This is a genomic window from Halorussus vallis (assembly GCF_024138165.1).
Classification (GTDB): Archaea; Halobacteriota; Halobacteria; order Halobacteriales; family Haladaptataceae; genus Halorussus; species Halorussus vallis.
Map to the genome: position 1 here is coordinate 131,723 of NZ_CP100001.1, position 19,375 is coordinate 151,097.

The 19,375-nt window shown below is 68.8% G+C and carries 18 protein-coding genes; 6 read left to right on the forward strand and 12 right to left on the reverse strand.

Features of this window, described 5'->3' with window-relative positions:
• Positions 1 to 70: 70 nt before the first annotated feature.
• From NGM07_RS20775 to NGM07_RS20790, 4 genes are read right to left on the reverse strand one after another with little or no spacing between them, the layout of a single operon-like run.
• The gene (locus NGM07_RS20775; RefSeq protein ID WP_253520907.1) at positions 71 to 658 is read right to left on the reverse strand and encodes a GNAT family N-acetyltransferase; all 588 of its coding nucleotides are present in this window, start codon (positions 656 to 658) and stop codon (positions 71 to 73) included.
• Positions 655 to 2,484 carry an IucA/IucC family protein gene (locus tag NGM07_RS20780; RefSeq protein WP_253520910.1) on the reverse strand — a complete coding sequence of 610 codons (1,830 nt, stop codon included), beginning with the start codon at positions 2,482 to 2,484 and terminating at the stop codon, positions 655 to 657. Before NGM07_RS20780 ends, NGM07_RS20775 begins: the two co-directional genes overlap by 4 nt.
• Entirely contained in the window at positions 2,481 to 3,974 is a 1,494-nt protein-coding gene (locus tag NGM07_RS20785) for a pyridoxal phosphate-dependent decarboxylase family protein (protein ID WP_253520912.1), read from the reverse strand. The genes NGM07_RS20780 and NGM07_RS20785 overlap by 4 nt, the downstream gene beginning before the upstream one ends.
• The gene (locus tag NGM07_RS20790; protein ID WP_253520915.1) at positions 3,971 to 5,332 is read right to left on the reverse strand and encodes a diaminobutyrate--2-oxoglutarate transaminase; all 1,362 of its coding nucleotides are present in this window, start codon (positions 5,330 to 5,332) and stop codon (positions 3,971 to 3,973) included. Before NGM07_RS20790 ends, NGM07_RS20785 begins: the two co-directional genes overlap by 4 nt.
• A gap of 397 nt (positions 5,333 to 5,729) precedes the next feature.
• On the opposite strand from NGM07_RS20790, the gene NGM07_RS20795 reads away from it, so the two are divergent.
• Entirely contained in the window at positions 5,730 to 5,945 is a 216-nt protein-coding gene (locus NGM07_RS20795; RefSeq protein ID WP_253520917.1) for a DUF7576 family protein, read from the forward strand.
• Between the two features lie 58 nt (positions 5,946 to 6,003).
• Here NGM07_RS20795 and NGM07_RS20800 read toward each other — a convergent pair whose 3' ends face one another.
• On the reverse strand, positions 6,004 to 7,422 hold the full coding sequence (locus tag NGM07_RS20800; RefSeq protein ID WP_253520919.1) for an arylsulfotransferase family protein: 1,419 nt from the start codon (positions 7,420 to 7,422) through the stop codon (positions 6,004 to 6,006).
• A gap of 207 nt (positions 7,423 to 7,629) precedes the next feature.
• On the opposite strand from NGM07_RS20800, the gene NGM07_RS20805 reads away from it, so the two are divergent.
• The 3 genes from NGM07_RS20805 (at position 7,630) to NGM07_RS20815 (ending at position 10,476) form a co-directional block, all read left to right on the forward strand.
• A complete protein-coding gene (locus NGM07_RS20805) occupies positions 7,630 to 8,253 on the forward strand; it encodes a phosphoribosyltransferase (RefSeq protein WP_253520922.1) in 624 nt (207 codons plus the stop codon).
• 353 nt (positions 8,254 to 8,606) lie between these two features.
• Positions 8,607 to 9,605 (forward strand): transcription initiation factor IIB, encoded by a 999-nt coding sequence (locus NGM07_RS20810; protein ID WP_253520925.1) that lies wholly within the window; start codon positions 8,607 to 8,609, stop codon positions 9,603 to 9,605.
• A 259-nt stretch (positions 9,606 to 9,864) separates the two neighbouring features.
• A complete protein-coding gene (locus NGM07_RS20815) occupies positions 9,865 to 10,476 on the forward strand; it encodes a DJ-1/PfpI family protein (RefSeq protein WP_253520927.1) in 612 nt (203 codons plus the stop codon).
• Between the two features lie 34 nt (positions 10,477 to 10,510).
• Here NGM07_RS20815 and NGM07_RS20820 read toward each other — a convergent pair whose 3' ends face one another.
• Complete coding sequence (locus NGM07_RS20820; RefSeq protein ID WP_253520930.1) at positions 10,511 to 11,230, reverse strand: metallophosphoesterase family protein; 720 nt, start codon at positions 11,228 to 11,230, stop codon at positions 10,511 to 10,513.
• A gap of 71 nt (positions 11,231 to 11,301) precedes the next feature.
• Positions 11,302 to 12,354, reverse strand: a complete 1,053-nt coding sequence (locus NGM07_RS20825; protein ID WP_253520932.1) for a phosphotransferase family protein — start codon at positions 12,352 to 12,354, stop codon at positions 11,302 to 11,304.
• Positions 12,355 to 12,512: 158 nt separating this feature from the next.
• On the opposite strand from NGM07_RS20825, the gene NGM07_RS20830 reads away from it, so the two are divergent.
• Entirely contained in the window at positions 12,513 to 12,908 is a 396-nt protein-coding gene (locus tag NGM07_RS20830) for a DUF2267 domain-containing protein (protein WP_253520934.1), read from the forward strand.
• A 288-nt stretch (positions 12,909 to 13,196) separates the two neighbouring features.
• Here the strand turns inward: NGM07_RS20830 and NGM07_RS20835 are convergent, their stop codons facing one another.
• From NGM07_RS20835 to NGM07_RS20845, 3 genes are all read right to left on the reverse strand, one after another.
• On the reverse strand, positions 13,197 to 13,646 hold the full coding sequence (locus tag NGM07_RS20835) for a universal stress protein (RefSeq protein ID WP_253520937.1): 450 nt from the start codon (positions 13,644 to 13,646) through the stop codon (positions 13,197 to 13,199).
• A gap of 63 nt (positions 13,647 to 13,709) precedes the next feature.
• Positions 13,710 to 15,044: an MFS transporter gene (locus tag NGM07_RS20840; RefSeq protein ID WP_253520941.1), complete on the reverse strand. Its 1,335-nt coding sequence runs from the start codon at positions 15,042 to 15,044 to the stop codon at positions 13,710 to 13,712.
• Positions 15,045 to 15,096: 52 nt separating this feature from the next.
• On the reverse strand, positions 15,097 to 15,750 hold the full coding sequence (locus tag NGM07_RS20845) for a helix-turn-helix domain-containing protein (RefSeq protein WP_253520944.1): 654 nt from the start codon (positions 15,748 to 15,750) through the stop codon (positions 15,097 to 15,099).
• Positions 15,751 to 15,835: 85 nt separating this feature from the next.
• Between NGM07_RS20845 and NGM07_RS20850 the strand changes: the two genes are divergently transcribed.
• On the forward strand, positions 15,836 to 16,912 hold the full coding sequence (locus NGM07_RS20850) for a complex I subunit 1/NuoH family protein (protein ID WP_253520947.1): 1,077 nt from the start codon (positions 15,836 to 15,838) through the stop codon (positions 16,910 to 16,912).
• 13 nt (positions 16,913 to 16,925) lie between these two features.
• Here the strand turns inward: NGM07_RS20850 and NGM07_RS20855 are convergent, their stop codons facing one another.
• Complete coding sequence (locus NGM07_RS20855; protein ID WP_253520950.1) at positions 16,926 to 18,053, reverse strand: DUF7350 domain-containing protein; 1,128 nt, start codon at positions 18,051 to 18,053, stop codon at positions 16,926 to 16,928.
• A gap of 178 nt (positions 18,054 to 18,231) precedes the next feature.
• Positions 18,232 to 19,305 carry an iron transporter gene (locus NGM07_RS20860; RefSeq protein WP_253520953.1) on the reverse strand — a complete coding sequence of 358 codons (1,074 nt, stop codon included), beginning with the start codon at positions 19,303 to 19,305 and terminating at the stop codon, positions 18,232 to 18,234.
• Positions 19,306 to 19,375 lie beyond the last annotated feature (70 nt).

Genomic DNA, 19,375 nt, shown 5'->3' on the forward strand with positions numbered 1-19,375 from the left:
TCTACGACCTGCTCGGCGTCTCGGGCGTTCGCGTTCTCGGCGTCCCCGCGACTCGCCTCGTCGGGTCGGCTCACGCCACCACCTCCCGTTCGAACCGCTCGCGCTCGCAGACCATCAGCAGAGCATCCTTCTCGTCCATCGCTATCTCGCGACGGTGCTCGAAGCCGCAGCGCTCGAAGACGCGGTGGACGACGTCGTTGCGGACGTCGGGTTCCGCGACGATGCGGTCCGTCTCGCCGTGGCGGAACTGCATCTCTGCGACCGACCGGAGGAGCGGCGCGGCGTAGCCCTCGCCGAGGTACTCCGGCGGGCCGATGAGTAGGTGGACGCCCTGGTCCGCGGGGTCGGCGTCGTAGTGGTCGGCGACGGAGTCGTCGGCCGCCCAGTAGCACTCCCAGTAGCTCATCGGCACGTGGTCGAGGTGGCCGACGTAGGGAGTCATGTGGTCGTCCGCGAGCTTCTCGGCGAGTGCGTCCCGGAAGACCGGCAGCGGGTCGTCGAGTCGCCAGTACGGCAGGACGTGCTCTTCGTTCAACCAGGCGTGGAGGCGGCCGAGGTCGGCCATCTCTGCCGGCCGGAGCGAGACGGTCTTCTCGATGTCGGGGTCGTAGCGCTGGAACTCGTACGGCGCGGCCACAACGCCGCCGGGGCCGGTCATCGGGCCACCTCCGCGGGGAGTTCGGTCACGAGCGGGTTGTCGACGTCGGCGTACACCGACTGGGTTTCGAGCGACCCGTCCAGTTCGTCCATGTCGTGGAGCCGCGTGAGGAGGTTGGCCTTGCACGGGAGCGTCTCGGCTTCGAGCAGGTCGTCCAGCAGCGACGACGACTCGCGGTCGAACCGCCGGAGCGACTCCAGTTCGTCCCGGAGCATCGAAAGCAGGCGGCGCTCGTCGGCGACGCCGGCGGTCCCGAAGGCGTTGATCACCCCGAAGCAGTTGTTGAGCACGACGTAGTAGCGAATCCGCTCGTCGGCCACCGCGTCCGGGCAGACGGTGTCGGCGCGCTCGCCGACGCCCGGGAGGCGCTCGTCGTGCTCCTCGTACTTCGATTCGGGGAAGTAGTAGCCCTGGTTGTCCCGGTAGTAGAACCGGTCGGGGTAGCCCTCCGAGAGCGAGAGGACGCCGTTCTGCTGGTGGGCTTCGAGGCCGAGGCCGCGCGCGAGGTAGAGCCAGAGCACCGGGCGCACTGCAATGTCGAGGTAGCGCCGGAACCAGTCCTCGCTGACGGCGTCGGTCGAGCGTCCTTCCCGCTCGGCGAGCGTCTCGACGATCTCGCCGAGTCGAGAGCCGTCGTCGTCGATGCGGTCCTGGCAGAGCGCGACGACCGGCGCGGCGTTCTCGGCGTCCGGCCCTCGGAAGACGTTCTCACGCAGGACCACCTCGAAGCCGGATTCGGCTGCCCCGTCCCCGAGGTCGAGGGTGAGCGCCGCCGGGTCCCGGATTACGTCGAAGTCGGGGAACTTCGACCGGAGTTCCGCGCCGAGGTCGGTCTCCAGGAGTTCCGCGACGGCGACGCCGCGTTCGAGTTCCGGGCGCTTGTTGGTCCGCTCGGAGTTGGTAATCTCGACGTTCAGCGACCCCTTGACCATGAACGGCGCGTCGGCCGCGTAGAGCGTTCGGACCGAGCTAGTCGGGTGGAACTCGCGGCCGACCGCGCCGAGGTGTTCGAGGCCGTCGCCCAGCAGTTCCTGGACGCGAGGCTGGGCGAGCAGGTGCTCGGCCTGCCAGGGGTGGACCGGCACGAGCGCGTCGTCGCCGTCGACGTGGGCGGCGACGAACGACTCGGACACCGCGGGGTCCTCGCGGAGCGTATCCTTCACCCACTCGACCGCCGACGCATCGCGCGCGGAGGCCTGCCAGACGAGTTCGGGGTCGGCACGGAAGTAGTGGAGCGCGAACGACCCCTCCAGTTCGGGCGCGTACGTCGGCGAACGACGGGGCGAGATTCCCTGTCGGCTCTTCGGCGTCGGGTGGAGCAGGTGGCCGAACACCAGCGACTGCTCGGCCTCGCGGAACGTCGAATCGAAGCCGTACAGTCGTTCGGCGTCGTCTCGGCGGGCCGCGACGAACCGCGCGACGTTCCGGCGGCTATCGACGACCCGCGAGAGCAGTCGCCCGCGGTCGCAGGGTCGGTCGCGGGCGGCCGCCAGTTCCGCGGTGATGAGCGCCACCAGCGTCGCCGAGTCGAGTTCGAGTGTCCGCTCGCCGACCCGGTAGTGGCCCGGAAGCGCGAACAGGTGGCGGTCGGTCGGCGAGCGATACCGGAGCGGGACGAACAGCGTCGCGTCCTGGTCGGGGAGCGGCGCGCGAATCGCCCGGTCGCGGCCGTGCGTCGGCGTCGGCACCGCGCTCGCGTCGACGACCTCGTAGTCGCCGGTTTCGCGGAGGTAGCAGTTCAGGAAGCTGTGCAACGTGGCGGACTCCGCGACGGTCGCGGGAGTCGCCGGAGTTCGGTCGTCGGATTCTGGGTCGTGGACTGTCATCGGTTACTGGGTAATCGCTGGGTCGCGGAGACGGTTTTCGCGCGATTCCGGATTCGGTCGAGCACCGCGGCGACGTCTTCGAGCGTCGTCCGGGGGTTCAGCAGGGTGAACTTCAGGCAGGTCGTGCCGTCGACCTCGGTCCGGCCGACGACCGCGTCGCCGTTCAGGAGCAGGGCCTCGCGGACCGCGGCGTTGAGCCGGCCGACCCGGGCGTCCGATTCGACGCCCGCGGGGCGGTACCGGAAGACGACCGCGTTCAGCGTCGGGTCGGCGAGCAGTTCGAAGTCCGGCGCGGCCGACAGCAGGTCGGCCACGTCGTCGGCGAGGTCGAGCGTCGACTCGACCAGTTCGGCCAACCGCTCGCGGCCGAGCGCCCGGAAGGTGACGTAGGGTTTCAGCGCGTCGAACCGCCGGGTCGTCTGGACCGACTTCGAGACGAGGTTCGGCCCGAGACCGTCGGCGTCCTCGGGGTTGAGATACTTCGCCGACCGCGCCATCAGTTCGAAGTCGTCGCCGTCCCGCAGGAGGAACGCACCGCAACTGATCGGCTGGTAGAACAACTTGTGGAAGTCCACCGACAGCGAGTCGGCGCGCTCGATGCCTGCGAGCTTCTCGCGGTGGCGCTCGCTGAGAGCGAGCGCGCCGCCGTAGGCCGCGTCGACGTGGAACCACAGGCCGTGTTCGTCGGCGCGGTCGGCGAGTCCCTCCAGGGGGTCGATGCGCCCGAAGTCGGTGGTCCCGGCGGTTCCGACGACGGCGAACGGCCGGCGGCCGCGCTCGCGGAGGTCGGCGACCGTCTCGTCGAGTGCGTCGAGGTCCAGTCGCTGGTCGTCGTCGGTCGGGACCGTCACGACCGCGTTCTCGCCGAGTCCGAGGTGGGCGGCGGCCTGCTCGGCGGTGAAGTGGGCATCCGTCGAGCAGAGGAGTCGCATCGACTCGGCCTCCGGCGGCAGGCCGCGCGCCTTGGCGTCGCGGCCGAAGCGGTCGCGGACGAACCGGTCGCGCGCCAGCAGGAGCGCCGCGAAGTTCGACTGGGTGCCGCCGCTGGTGAACACGCCGTCACCCTCGGGACCGTACCCGAACAGGTCGCAGAGCAGGTCGACGAGTCGGCGTTCGACGTGGGTCGCCGCAGGGCTCTGGTCCCAGGAGTCGAGCGACTGGTTCGTCGCGGCTATCAGCGCCTCGGCCGCTATCCCGGGCACCGTCGGCGGGCAGTGGAGGTGGGCGACACACCGGGGGTCCGAGACGCCGACCGAGTTCGACAGCACCGACTCGCCGACGTCGGCGAGGATCGCGTCGAGACCCTCGCCCTCCTCGGGGAGCACTTCGGTTTCGGCGAACCGCTCGGCGAGGGTGGCGGGGTCGGCCCCCGAGTACGGCCCGTCGCGGTCGGCGACCGCCGCCGCGACCGTCTCGCCGGCGCGTTCGAGCGCCCGCCGGTAGGCGTCGGTGCCCGCCTCGGTGCCGAGGAAGAGTTCGTCGACGCTCATCGCGCCTCCGTGGTCGCGGCCTCGACCGCCGCCGCGACCGACTCGCGGAAGATGCGGCCGATATCCCCGATTTCGTCCTTCGAGACGACCAGCGGCGGGAGGAACCGAACCGTCGCGCCCTCGCGGCCGCCGCGCTCGACGACGAGTCCGCGCTCGAAGCACTCGGTCTGTATCGCCGCCGCGAGGTCGGAGTCGGGCGGGTACGCACCGAGTTCGTCGGAATCGGCGGCGGCGTCGACCGCCTCCGCGCCGAGCATCAGCCCTCGGCCACGCACGTCGCCGATTTCGGGGAACCGGTCGGCCGCGGCGTCGAGGTGGCCGCGCAGGCGTTCGCCCATCCGGTCGGCGTGGCTCGCCAGGTCGTTTTCGACCACGTACTCGATGGTCGCTCGGCCGGCGGCCATCGCCAACTGGTTGCCCCGGAACGTGCCGGCGTGCGCGCCCGCCTCCCAGTCGTCCAGTTCCTCGTCGTAGAGGGTCACCGCCAGCGGCAGTCCGCCGCCGACGGCCTTCGAGAGCGTCACCACGTCGGGCGTGATACCCGCGCGCTCGAAGGCGTAGAGGTCGCCCGTGCGGCCGAGGCCGGTCTGAATCTCGTCGACGACCAGGGGAATCTCGTGTTCGCGGGTGATGCGGCGCATCTCGCGGAGCCACTCGTCTGGCGCGGGCACCGCGCCGCCTTCGCCCTGGACGGGTTCGAGGACCATCGCCGCGGGGTCGGTGAACCCGCGCTCGGGGTCGGCCAGGAGTCGCTCGACGTACCGACTCGAAGCCTCGTGGCTCGCCTCGCCGACGCCGAACGGACAGCGGTAGGGGTAGGGGTACGGCAGGTGGCGGACGTTCCCTCCGACGCCCGGGATGTCGGCCTTCGGGTCGGTGTCGCCCATCAGTCCGAGCGCGCCATGGGTCATCCCGTGGTAGCCCCCGCGGAACGACAGGACCGAGCGGCGGCCGGTCACGGTCTTGGTGAGTTTCAGCGCCGCCTCGACCGCGTCGGTGCCAGCCGGGCTACAGAACTGGATTCTCGCCGACTCGGCGAACTCGTCGGGGAGGCTGTCGAACAGCGCGTCGACGAACGCCTCCTTGGTCGGCGTCGTGATGTCGAGCGCGTGCATCGGCCGGTCGGCCGCCATCACCTCTTCGACGGCCTCGGTCACGACGGGGTGGTTGTGTCCGAGCGCGAGCGTTCCCGCGCCCGAGAGGCAGTCGTAGTAGGTGTTCCCGTCGGCGTCGACGACCTCGACCCCGCGGGCCTCCCGAATCGCCATCGGGAGGTGGCGCGGATAGCTACGCGCGCTCGATTCGCGGGCGGCCTGCGCGTCTAGCAGTCGGCGGTTCGAGGCGTCCGAGTACGCCATCTCAATCGGCCTCCGCGACCGTTCGAGAGCGATATTCGGGCGATGCGCGGTGATATGATGTTCGTCGGAGCACGAGTTTTAGGCCGACCTAAAAATTGAAAAGTATTTCTATACGGTCTGAGAAGTGTAATTTAGGCTAGCCTAAAACGGGCGCGAACGCCACGGGTCGGCATGAGTTCTCCAAGCAGATACGTGGAGTGTAATTTAGGCCAGCCTAAATAACTTCGGGCCGGCGGGAGACGGACCACGGGCGCCTGACGCGCCGCTCCGGAGCGGCGCGTCAGGCGCCTCGGCAAATCGGCCAGCCCCACGCGCTTGCGCCGACTCGGCGCAGCGGCCCGGACGCCGACGCCGCCGGGCGAAGAACATACACCGACAGCGGGCGTAGCGAACCGACATGCCCGAAGAGTACGGGACCTACGACGACGCCGACGCCGAAACCCAGTACGTCGCCTGCATCGTCTGCGGCGACGTCATCGATCTGAACGAACCGCACCCGATGTTCGTCGAGCGCGGCGAGAACGTCGTCGGGGACGCCGCGACGACCGTCTATCACTTCAGCAGCGACGACTGCTTACAGCGGTGGAAGCGCCAGCGAGAGACGGGTGAGTAGCTGGTTCGCGAAGAGAGAAAAGCGTTTGCGGGCGGGAAGGGGCGTTCGCGGGCGACCGTCAGGCGAGTCGCCGACGGACGCCGTTCTTGATTCGTCTGCGGTTGTAGATGCCCTCGCCGAGCACCCAGCCGACCAGCAGTAGGCCGGCACCGATGGCGGCCACGAAGTCCCACGGACCCATCCACACCGGACGGACCCACGGCGCGATCTTCGACCACTGGGCGGCGAGTTCGCTGGCCGGGCCGTCGAGGGGCGTGCCGGCGAACGCGGCCGAGAGCCACTGGGAGAACGTCAGTCGCTGGCCGGTGCCGGGCGTGATGCCCGCGCTCCCCGTAATCTTGTAGGTGCCCTCGGCGTTCTGGTCGGCGATGGTCGGGCCGGTGCCGTTGGCCTCGTCGGCGAGGTTCATGCGCTCGACGTCGTAGGGCGCCCAGGGCGCGTAGAACTCCCAGACGATCTCGCCCTTCGGGGTGACCTCGAACACGCGGTGGTTGTTCGAGTCCACGACGAGCGTGTTACCGTTCGGCAGGCGGTCGGCGTCCCGGGGCCAGTTGAGGCTCTGCTGGGAGCCGAGTTGCCAGGTCCGTTTCCAGTCGCCGTTCCGCTTGGCGTACTCGACGACGCGGTCGTTGTGGCTGTCGGCGACCAGGATGGTGGGCGTGCCGTTCTGGCTCTCCATGTACTGGGGGTTGTGCTGTTCGTTCATCACCTCGTAGTTGTTGTCGCTCCCCAGGCGCATGTCGACGTTCTTGGTCGAGCGGTTGATGACCATCACCTGGTCCATGTTGCGCGGCGAGATGAGGTACTGGCCCTCGGCGATCTTGTCGACGTCATTGACGTGGGTCCAGTCGTCGTGGTCGCCGGCGTACTTGTGACCCTGCTGGCGAGTGAAGTTGGTGTGCTTGCGGAACTGCCACTCCCAGACGGTCTCGTTCTCGCTCCGGTCGTAGATGAAGATGCGGTCCTCGTTGACCTTCTTCTCGGCGTTGTAGTTGCGCATGTTCGCCACGAGCAACTGGTCGCCGTTGATGAGGTCGACGTCGTGGGTGTCGTGGACGCCCTCGAACGTCTCGGTCCAGGCCTTCTCCTGGGTCTTCGGGTTCAGCGAGTAGACCACGGTCTTGCCGCGCTGGGTCGCGGTGACCAGCAGGTTCCTGCTCGGTAGCGGGTCGACGTCGTAGAACCAGGTCACGTCGTCCTGGGTTCCGTTGTACACCCACTCGACGTTGCCGCGGGGACCGACCCCGACGAGGCGGGCGGGCTTCTTCCCGTTGGCCTTCCCGCGGAACTTGAATCCCTGAATCGAGATGACCGTCGTTCCGTCGGCCGGCTGTTCTATCGTTCCTTTCTGGAGGTTCGTGGGTTCGTACGTGAGCGCGGAGACGGCGGAGGGCGCGAGCAGCGAGACGATGACCAACAGCACCACGCCGCGGACCACCCAAGGCCGCGTGAGGCGCGTGTTCCACTCTTTCGGCATACACTCCGTTACAGCGACCCCGAACATATGGGTTTTGTCCTCTTTCCCCGAGGGCGTCGGGACAAATTAGTAATGAGGAACGGTGACAGTTACCGTGCTCGACGGTCGCCGGCCGAATTCGGCCGGCGACCGTCCGTCTCGGACGCGGGCCGTCGGCACGGGGACGAGTTTTATGCGCGCCGACCCCGGAGTTCGGACGGGGGAGCGATGTTTCGAGACAGAACCGACGCCGGACGACGACTCGCCGAACTGCTGGTCGAACGAGGCGTCGAGGCCGACGTGGTGCTCGGGATTCCGCGGGGCGGACTCCCGGTCGCGCGGCCGGTCGCCGACGCGCTCGACGCGCCGCTGGACGTGGTGGTCGCGTCGAAGATCGGCGCGCCGCACAACCCCGAACTCGCCGTCGGCGCGGTGGCGAGCGACGGGAGTCTCTGGCGCAACGACGCCCTCGTCGACCGACTCGGGGTGGACGAGGCGTACATCTCGCGCGAGCGCGAGCGCGAGAGCGAGGCGGCCCGCGAGAAACTCGAACGCTACCGCGGCGAGCGCGAACCGCCCGACCTGGACGGAAAGCGGGTCGTGGTCGTCGACGACGGTCTGGCCACCGGCGCGACGACCGTCGCGGCGCTCCGGCAGGTTCGGGCCGCCGGGGCCGACCACGTCCTGCTGGCGGTACCGGTCGGGTCGCCCGACTCGGTCGAACGCGTGCGTGCCGAGGCCGACGAGGTAATCTGCGCGGAGACGCCACCGAACTTCTCCGCGGTCGGGCAGTTCTACGACCGGTTCGACCAGGTATCCGACGAGGAAGCGATGGCGTACCTCGACCGGTAATCGGAGGGCGTCCAAAAATCTCCAGATCGCTGGGCGGCCGCCCCGGGATTCGAGAACGCTCCGCTCGGCACACCGATATTTCCAGTTTTGCACAACACCGGACGTAGACACCTCGATACAGGGGCCGTCCTGGGACACACACTCGATGCTCGAAACAGCCGAAATGAGCCTGGAAGGCGCCTATTTGGCAGTCCTGAAGTGCCCGAATTCGGGCGAGAGGGAGTGCGCATCCGCCACACAGCAACGAAACCTTTAAGTACCTATCGGCCTTACTGTTGGTTAGGAAGCGAGGCTTCCGGGATTCTTTAGGTTTTCTCCCCTCCCGCGAGTCTCGACCCACCCACCCATCAACCATGACAAGCACACGAATCCAGAGCTACAGCGAGCAGGAGAACGTAACCGAACGAGAACGGACCGACGAAACCGAACGAACCGAAGCCGACGAGCGCGAGGATATCTGCCCCGAGTGCGGCGGACGCCTCACCAACGACGAGGAGCACGGCGAAACCGTCTGTGCGGAGTGTGGCCTCGTCGTCGAGGAAGGTTCGGTCGACCGTGGCCCCGAGTGGCGCGCGTTCGACTCCGCGGAGAAGGACAGTAAATCCCGTGTCGGCGCACCCACGACGAAGATGATGCACGACAAGGGGCTGTCGACCAACATCGGCTGGCAGAACAAGGACGCCTACGGCAAGTCGCTCGGCAGCCGCCAGCGCGAGAAGATGCAGCGCCTCCGCACGTGGAACGAGCGCTTCCGCACCCGCGACAGCAAGGAGCGCAACCTCAAGCAGGCGCTCGGCGAAATCGACCGCATGGCCTCGGCGCTCGGCCTCCCGGAGGACGTCCGGGAGACAGCGTCGGTCATCTACCGCCGCGCGCTCGACGAGGACCTCCTGCCGGGACGGTCCATCGAGGGCGTCGCGACCGCGGCGCTCTACGCCGCGGCCCGACAGACCGGGACGCCCCGGTCCATCGACGAGGTGGCCAACGTCAGCCGAATCGACGAGATGGAGTTCAAGCGGACCTACCGCTACATCGTCCGCGAACTGCACCTCGAAATCCAGCCCGCCGACCCCGAGCAGTACGTCGCGCGGTTCGCCAGCGACCTCGGCATCTCCGACGAGTCCGAGCGCCGCGCCCGCGAACTGCTCCGCAACGCCAAGCGTAAGGGCCTCCACAGCGGGAAGTCGCCGGTCGGTCTGGCGGCCGCCGCGGTGTACGCCGGCCCGCTCCTGACCAACGAGAAGGTCACGCAGGCCGAGGTCAGCGAGGTCGCCCAGGTCAGCGAAGTCACCATCCGCAACCGCTACCACGAACTGCTCGAAGCCGAGGACGACGCGGTCGCCCCGGCCTAAATCGGGTACCGAGCCGTCTCGCGACGACTCTGGACGTGCGACGGGTGGTGAACGTGACCGTCGTTTTTCGGTTTTTCGTACCTTCGAGTGGCGACGCCGGTTCCGCAGGAACCCGTTTCGCGTACCGACCCGGCCTCGCGGGCGGCCGTGGCCGCCCGCGAGGCTGTCGACATCGTTTTCGGCGACGTCCCTTTCGGCGTCGACCTCCTTCGGCGACATCTATTTTCCGACGCTCGGCGTACCCCGTCCGGGGGAAACCATGCCCGGCAAACAGCTACTGATGATCGTCGGCGATTTCGGCGAGGACTACGAGATAATGGTACCGTACCAGGCGCTCCAGGCGGTCGGCCACGAGGTCGACGCCGTCTGTCCCGACAAGGAGGCCGGCGACACCGTCAAGACCGCGGTCCACGACTTCCGGGGCGACCAGACGTACGTGGAGTCCCGCGGCCACAACTTCGCGCTGAACGCGACGATGGACGAGATAGATCCCACGGAGTACGACGGCCTCGTCCTGCCCGGCGGGCGCGCCCCGGAGTACCTCCGGAGCTACGACGAGGTGTTGGACGCGGTCCGGCACTTCTTCGAGGAGGACAAGCCGGTCGCGGCCATCTGCCACGCGGCCCAGATTCTCGCGGCCGCCGGCGTCGTCGAGGGCCGGACCTGCTCGGCCTACTCCGCGCTCGAACACGACGTGGAGGAAGCCGGCGGCGAGTACTACGACGGGGTGACCACCGACGGGAACCTCGTGACGGGTCGCGACTGGAGCGACCACGTCGAGTGGCTCTCGCAGTTCCTCGACGTGCTGGGAACCGAAATCGAGCACGACGAGGCGGTCGAGTCGATGACGGAGGAACCAGCCGAGGAGTGACACAGGCCGCTCGTCTTCTTTGTTCGCAGCAACCCTACTCTCCGGTCGGTTCGGGGCGACCCCAGAGGTCCCGGTAGGGACTCGCCAGCGTCCTCGAGTCGGCCGAAACCGAACTCGTGTCGTACGTGACCGACCGCAGGTCGAACTCTCCGTCCTCCCAGACGGCGTAGCGGGCGCGGTCCAGCGGCCACCCCGCGCGCTGGAGGCCGACGCTCCCGGGGTTGAGGAACGTCGTCCCGTCGACGGTGGCCTCGAACGGGTAGTGGGAGTGGCCGTGGAGGACCACGTCCTCGTCGTACCGGTCGGCGAGCGCCTCGAACACCGCGAGGTCGTCGTCGGGCGTGGTCCGAGTTCGCCACTCGCCGTCGTAGTCGTCGGGCGCCGGAAAGTCGCCGTGGTGCAAGCGGAACGTCTCGCCTCCGACCGAGACGGTCGTCGTCAGGTCCAGCGATTCGAGGAACGACCGACTCTCCGCGGAGAGTCGGTCGTAGGTCCACCGCTGCCAGTCGGCGTGGGGCGTGTCGTCCAGCGCGTCCGGGTCGGCGGCGTCGAGGACGGTCCGGTCGTGGTTGCCGCGGACGCCGGTGAGCGCGTCGAGGTCGCGGAGGCGTTCGCAGGCGACCTCGGGGTGGGGTCCCGCGTCGACGGCGTCACCCAGGAACAGCACCGCGTCGCGCTCGGGTTCGGCCGCGAGGACCGCTTCGAGCGCGGGACCGTTCGCGTGAACGTCGGCGACGACGAGTACTCGTGGCACGCCCGGTTCGTTCGTGCCCGCGAGTAAAGAATCTCCTGTCCTTCCGTCACTCCCGTCACCCCATCACCCCGTCACTCGATGTACTCCCGGACGAACATCCGGTGTTCGGCGGCCCGCTCGTCGCGGACCGCCTCGTCGGCCCCGGCGTACCACTCGGGGAGACACGCCATCGCGTTCAGTCGGTTGCAGAGGTGGTAGACCCGCTTTCGCTGCCGGGAGTCGTCGGGTAGGTCGCCCGAGCGCCGCGCGTCGTAGGCGTCGCGGAACCGCCCTCGGAGACGGTCGCGGAGTACCACGTCGCGGGTCTGCCAGTTGACGTTGTGGTCCTCGACCGTCGCGAGGTTGTAGACCGGGTCGCCCGCCAGCAGGTCGGCCCAGTCGAGCACCCCGGTCGTCTCGCCGGTGTCGGTGTCGACCAGGAGGTTCCCCAGGCGGTAGTCCCAGTGGACCAGCGAGGCCGTCTCCGGTCCGTCGAGCGCGAGGACCGCCTCCCGGACGTACCGCCGGAGTTCGGGCACCAGGTCGTCGAACCGGCCGCCTTCCAGTCCGTCGAGGGTCTTCTGGGCGTCGGCCAGCAACCACTCCGCCCAGCGGTCGCGGGCGCTCGACTCGTCGTCGACCACCGCGAGTTCGCCGTCGGCGACGCCGACGCGGCCGAACCGGTCGAACGACTCGACCGCGTGGAGTTGGCCGAGGTAGTCGCCCGCCGCCGCGAACACGCGTTCGAGCGCGTCGGTCGAGAGGTCCGAAAATCGACCGGAGCCGTTCCGACCCGGCAGTCGCTCGGCGAGGAAGAACGGCGCGGGGAGGTCGGGGTGGTCGTCGACGAAGCCGACCACACCGGGCACCGGAATCTCTGTTTCGTCCGCCAGCAGTTCGAGGATGCGGGGCTCCGAGCGCGCGACCGAGTCCGGAACGACCCCGGCGGCCGCGGCCTTCAGGACCGCCTCGCGGCGGCCCGCCGACGTCTCGACCGTCAGGAAGAAGACGGACTCGGACCCCTCCTCGCTCGGGCGAACGTTTTCCACCGACCACTCGGGTTCGACGGCGTCGACCATCCGTTCGACGGTCGCTCGTTCGAGGTCGGTTCGCTCCGCGCCCGTTCGCTCGACTGTCCCCGTCACGCACCGTAGAAAGAGACTGTCGCGTGTGAGCGTTTCGGCCGGCCCGCCGGACCTGGACGCGGTCCCGAGGCAGGACCCGGACGCCGTCCCCCGCTGGATGTCACCCCGCCGCACGGCTATCGGTACGTATTTTCCTCCGACCGCTGTAACGCGAGACGATGCAATTCAAAGATTTCGTCGGAGAGGTACAGCACCGACTCGAACTGTCCGACCTCGGCAGGGCGGTCCGGGCCACGCGGGCCGTGTTGACCACGCTCGGCGAGCGACTCCAGGAGGGCGAGGCCGCGGACCTCGCCGGCCCGCTTCCGATGGAGGTCGACTACTACCTCGAATCGGCCGAGTCGGGCCAGCGCTTCGACTACGACGAGTTCGTCGAACGGGTCCAGGAGCGCGCCGAGGTCAAGCGCAGCGACGCCGACTACTACGGGAAGATCGTGGTCGGACTGGTGAGCGAACTCATCTCGCGGGCCGAAATCGAGGAGGTCCGCTCGCTACTGCCGCCCGACTACGACGACCTGTTCGCGCTGGTGGACGCCGAGGAGGTCGAGGAGTAACCCGTCGGGACGGCGGTCGGATTCCGTCGGACCCTGACCGCCGCGCGGTTGAGCGCGTGTCGGCGTCGCGCCGGTGACTGAACGTTCGTTCGATAGCGGTACGTGTCTCAGGATTCTTGACGGTGACGTGAGCGCAATCGACGCCCGACACCTCGAACTGACGTACGCCGACGGGATGGAGAACGTCAGGGACGCCTCGCCGGACGTCCCCGAGGGAGTTCTTCGGCTTTCTCGGCGTCGCGGTCTACTACATGGTCCGCGCGACCAGTTCCGAGACGCGTTGACCCGTCAGTCGGTCGTCTCCGCCGTTTCGTCGCCCGACCGGACCACCAGCACGGGGACGTCGGCGGTCCTGACGATTCGCTCCGTGACGCTCCCCAGCAAGTAGCGGTCGAGTCCCCGCCGGCCGTGCGTGCCCAGGACGACGAGGTCGACGTCGTGGCCCTCCGCGTAGTCGAGAATCTCGCGGTGGGGCGTCCCCCGGAGGACGGCGGTCGAAACCGACTCGATGCCCGCCTCGGACGCGCGCTCGGCGGCGGATTCGACCGCGCGTTCGCCGTACGATTCGAGTTCGTCGGTGACCAGCGAGGCGTCGACCTCGGAGGCGAACGCCGTGGCGTCCACCACGAACAGGACGTGTAGTTGGGCGTCGTAGGTTCGCGCGAGGTCGAGGGCGTGTTCGAGCGCGCGGGCCGCCTGCGGACTGCCGTCGGTGGGTACGAGGATGCGGTCGTACATGGACGGGCCTGCGACGCGCGGAGACAAAGCCGTGAGGGTAGACCCGTCCGGGACATCGTTCGCTCAGTCGTCCGGCGCGGGTTGGCCGCCCTCGACTGCGACGACACGACGCGCGAGGACCGCGAACACCGCGACGAGCAACAGCGCGCCGAGGACGAACGGGGACCAGATCGCCGCCAGCGCGTACAGCGACGCCATCACCGGCGGGCCGACCGTCCGGCCGAGACTCCCCGCGCCCTGCGCGACGCCGAAGGCGCTCCCCTGGACGTCGGCCCCGGCGGCCGCCGAGACGAGCGTCGTCAGCGACACCGACAGCAGGGCGTTCCCGAACGACAGCAGCGGGAGCACCGCCAGGAGCGCGAGGAGTTCGCGGGTGAGAATCGCCGGCCCGCCGATTCGCGGCAGGAACGTCCGGCCGAGCGCGGGCGAGAACGGGAGCGCCGCCAGCGCCGCGACCAGGACGAGGGCACCCGCGACCGCGAGAAGCGAGTTCGGGTAGCGCCGAGAGAGCCGACCCACCAGCACGCCCTGGAACACCGCGCCGAGGACGCCGACGTAACTCAGCAGGAAGGCGGTTCCGCTGGCGTCGTAGCCGTACACGTCGGCCGCGAAGGGGACGAACATCACCTGCACGCCCGAGAACGCGACCGACAGCAGGAAGAACGACGCCACGAGGCCCCGGAGAGAGTCGTCGGCCAGCGCCGACCGGAACGAGGCGACCCACGACTGGCGGCGGGCGCTCGTCCGCCGGCCGGACTCCTCCAGGAAGGCCGCCGCGAACACGAGGTTGACCAGACTCAGCGCCGCCGCCGCGAAACTCGGCAGCGAGAACCGCGTGACCGGAACCGCGGCCGGGAGCAGGTCGCGGGCGGCCGCGACCACCGGGTCGCTGGCGAAGAATCCGCCCATCGCCGGGCCGAAGATGAACCCCAGTCCGAACGCCGCCCCGACGAGGCCGAACGCGCCCGCGCGGCGTTCCGGGGGTGTCACGTCGGCGATGTACGCCTGGGCCGCGGCGAGGTTACCGCCCATCGCGCCCGCCAGCATCCGGGAGACGAACAGGACGGCGACGCTCCCGGCGAGGCCGAAGAGGGTCCACGCCACCGCGCTGCCCGCGACCGACAGCAGGAGGACCGGCCGGCGTCCGCGGCGGTCGGACAGCGCCCCCAGGTAGGGCGCGAACAGGAACTGCATCGCCGAGTACGACGCCGCCAGCAGGCCGATGTACACGTCGCTGACGCCAAAGCTCCGGACGTAGAACGGCAGAATCGGGATGATGATGCCGAAATCCAGCAGGTCGAGGAACACGACCGCGACGACGGTCGCCAGCGCGCGGCGGGGGTGCGCGAGCGTCGCGGGAGGGGCATCGGACGCGGTGGCGGCGCGGGGAGCCGACATTTTCCCCGAGGACGGCGGCCAGACTCCTAACGGTTGGGTCGGGCGTCCTCGGTCACCGGACCAGTTCGGCGAACACCGACGCCTCCACCTTCCGGAGGTGTTCGCCCACCGTGCTGGCCGACGCGCCGACGCGCTCGGCGACCTCCTCCTGGGTCGCTCGCCGGGGGTTGTCGTAGTAGCCCAGTTCGACCGCCGCGTCGAGAATCTCGCGCTGGCGGGCGGTCAGTCGGGCGTAGAGGTCCTCGGCGTCGGGGCGGTACTCGCCGGTCGAGAGGACCTCGACGTCGACGCTCTCGGGTTGGTCGGCCATGGCCCCGCGGAAGTCCTCGGCGCGGCCGACGTAGGTCGCCCGCATCCCGCCGTCGGCGGTGTACTCGACGGGCATCTTGACCAGCAGTTCCTGCTCGCGGCGCCGGGTCATGAGTTCCCGAATCGCCTCGTTGGGTTCGTAGTGGCTGTAGGAGAACATTCGTCCGTCGCCGTCGTCGGTGACCGTGAAGTCGTAGACGAAGTCGCTGTCGGCCAGGATCTCCCGGAGGCGGTCGGCGTCGCCGCTCGCCTCGGCGAACATCACCACGGAGCCGTCGTCGAGCAGTTCGACGCGGTGGATCGCCTCGCGAGCGACCGCCGGGTCGTCGCCCAGAGTCCGGTCCAGGGGGTGGAGCGCCCCGTCTCGCGGCCGGGCGACCACTGTCACGTAGCGCATACGAAAGGCGTCGAGCGAGCACGACTTAAAGAAACCTCGGATACGCGGCAGTAACGCTACCGACCGCGCGGCCGGAGGGTCGACCATGAACACTGTCCTCGCCACACTCCCGGAGACGGTCGGTCGCGCCTTCGGGTGGACCCAGATGGGTGTCGTCGAGCAGGCGGTCGCCTCGATGCTGAGCGCGGCGTTCGTCGGCGTCTACCTCATGACGAACGCCGCCGTCGCCGGCCCGTGGGCCAAGCGGAAGATCGCCGCCGCGTTCTGGGACAAGATCGGCCCGAACCGAGTCGGTCCCGCCGGCATCCTCATCATCGTCGCCGACGCGGTCCGGTTCCTCTCGAAGGAACTCATCGTCCCGCGCCGGGCCGACAGGCCCGCCTTCGACCTGCCGCCGATTCTGCTTCCCTTCTCAGCGATAGCGGGATTCGCCGTGATTCCGATGGGCCGACTCTTCGGCGTGAACCTCCAACTCGCCGACCCGGCGACCGGCGTCGCCTACGTCTTCGCGGTTTCCTCGCTGGCGACGCTCGCGCTGACGATGGCCGGCTACGCGTCGAACAACAAGTACTCGCTCCTGGGCGGTCTGCGCGCCGTCGCTCAGAACATCGCCTACGAGATTCCGCTGGTCGTGACGGCGGCGTCGGTCGTCCTGCTGGAGGGGTCGCTTCGGACGAGCGAGGTGGTCGCCGCCCAGCAGGACGCCCTGGTGACGGTCCTCGGCGTCTCGATTCCGTCGTGGTACGCCTTCGTCAACCCGCTGGCGTTCGCGCTGTTCGTGGTGGCGAACCTCGCGGAGGTTGGCCGCAACCCCTTCGACGTGCCGGAGGCGCCGACCGAAATCGTCGCGGGCTACTTGACCGAGTACTCGTCGGTGTACTTCGTGCTGATGTACGTCGGCGAGTTCGTCCACATCTTCCTCGGCGGCGCCATCGCGACGACGCTGTTCCTGGGCGGGCCGGCGGGGCCGGTGCTCCCCGGTTTCGTCTGGTTCACCGTCAAGATGTGGGCCTTCTTCCTGTTCACCCAGTGGGCGCGCTCGGCGATACCGCGCGTCCGCATCGACCAACTCATCGAAATCGGCTGGAAGGGAATGCTCGTACTGTCGTTCCTCAACCTACTGGTGACGGCGGTGGTGGTGGGCGCGATGGCGTCCGCGTGAACGGCGCCGCGACTCAGGCGACGGTCAACTCCACCTTCGACATCTCCAAGAACGCGGTTTCGTAGCCCTCGTGGCGCGCGACCTGCGGGGGTGCGTCCACGGTCACCGTCAGCGCGTCGCCCGATTTCACCCCGTCGACCGCCGCGCCGTAGTGGTAGCCGAGATTTGGGTCGAGCGCGGGGCGGAGGATGTCGTCGTAGACGGACTCTCCGCCGCGCTGAAGCGCGGCGGAGAGGCTCATGAACGGGAGCGGGTAGCGGTTGTACGGCGTCCGGGGAGAAACCGCGAGGTAGGTCTTCCCGCCGGCGACGAAGCGGGGCGTCTTCTCCGGAACGAACGCGACGAACGTCGCGTCGCCGGTTTCGCCCCGCCCGAGCGTCCTCCCGGGGAGGTCGGCCGGCTTCGGCACCCGCGAGAGCGGCATCTTCGACTCCATCGGCGCTATCGCGCCGGCCGTGCCCTTCTTGTCGGGGAGTCGCTCGTAGGAGATGTTCGCGATCTTCTCGCGGGTGTGCTCGAACTCCACTTCGAGCGCGGTCCGCCCGCCGAACGCGCCCCGCAGGTCGCCCATCCGGCGGGCCTGCATCGCGCCGACGTCGAGTTTCGCGGTGTAGGTGCCGTAGTCGGGTAGCGGGACGTTGTCGCCGAAGTGATAGCCCATGTTCTGCGAGAGCATCGGCCAGAGGTCACGGGAGTCGACCGTCTTTCCGCCCTTCCGGAGTTCCACCGAGACGTTCGCGGTGGGCAGGACCGTTCTCGTCTTGGCGTCCCAGATAGTCGCCATCAGGTGGGCGACGGCGTCCTCGCCGAACCGGACGCGGTTGGTGTCTCGACCCGTGACGGTCCAGAACGCGTGCGGGACGGTGTACATCAGTCCGACCCGGTAGCGGCCGCTCCCGCCGGTGCCGACCATCTTCGTCCCGTCGATGTGAGTGGGGTAGTAGACGCCCTGGGCGCGGTCGGCGACCGTGGTGTTCCGGGCGATCGTCGGTTCGGCGGTCGTCTCGCCGTCGCTCGCGGTGGTCTCCCCGTCGGACGACCCGGACGTCTCGTTCGACTCGGCTTCGAACATCCCGATACACCCCGCCAGCCCCGCGAAACCGGCCGCACCGGTCGCCCGGAGGAGGTCCCGTCGCTCCATCGTGGGACGGTACCGGACTGGGAAAGATACGGGTTCTGGTACGCGCGTCGAAAACCGAAGGTGTGCCCGACGGCGGGCGACCCGTCCGTGCGCGACTCGGCGGCGCGAGCGCCGCCGAGTCGCAGAGTCGTCGAATAACGAATCGTCGAGTTTCCGAATCGTCGAATCGCCGAGTCGCTCAGACGGTGAACGTCGCCTCGCCCATCTTCACGAACGCTGTTTCGTAGCCCTCGTGGCGCGCGACCTGCGGCGGCGCGTCGACGGTGACGGTCAGTTTATCACCCGACTTCGTGTCGTCCACGGCCGCGCCGTAGTGGTAGCCGAGGTCCGGGCCGAGCGCCGGTTCGAGGCGACCGTCGAAGACAGTCTGACTCCCGCGTTTCAGGGTCGCGGAAAGTTCCATCAGCGGTAGCGGGTAGCGGTTGTACGGGGTGCGGGGGGAGACGACGAGGTAGGTCTTCCCGTCGGCGACGAAGTGCGGAGACGTCCGGGCGGTGGCGGCCAGGAGTTTCGCGTCGCCGGTGGTCGCCTCGCCGAGGACCGTCCCTGGAAACGCCGACCGCTTCGGGGTCCGGGAGAGCGGCATCATCTTCATCTTCATCGGGTCGACCGCGCCTGTCTTCCCCTGTCTGTTGGGGAGTTGCTCGAACTTGAGTTGGTTCTTCTTCGACGCGCTGTAGTCGAACTCCACGTCGACGGTCGTGCGCTCGCCGAGCGCCCCCTTCAGCGCGCTCACGCCCCGGGCCTGCATCGCGCCGATCTCCAGTTTCGCGGTGTAGGTGCCGTCGCCGTCGAGCGAGACGTTATCGCCGAAGTGATACCCCATGTTCTGCGAGAGCATCGGCCAGAGATTCCGCGAGTCGACCGACTTCCCGCCCTTGCGAACGTCGACCGCGACGTTCGCGGCGGGCACGACCGTCTTCGTCTTCGCGTCCCAGATACTGGCCATCAGGTGGGCGTCGTCGTCCTGACCGATCTTCACCAGGTTCGTGTCCCGGCCGGTGATCGTCCAGAAGCGGTGGGGGTAGCTGTACATCACGCCCGCCTTGTACCGGCCCGACTCGCCGAACCCGGCCATCCCGGCCATCTCCATCCCTTCTACGTGAGTCGGGACGTAGACCGCGTCCGGCCGGTTCTCCACGAGCGGCGGGGGAGAGGTCGCGGAGGTGGTCTCGAAGAGGCCGGTGCACCCGGCCAGCGACCCGGCCGCGACCGTCGCCGCGCCCGCGCGGAGGAAGGTCCGTCTGTCCATCGGCCGAACGTAGCCACTCCGTTCGAATAAGGCGTCTGGTACGGGCGTCGAAAACCGCCCGAAAAAGCGT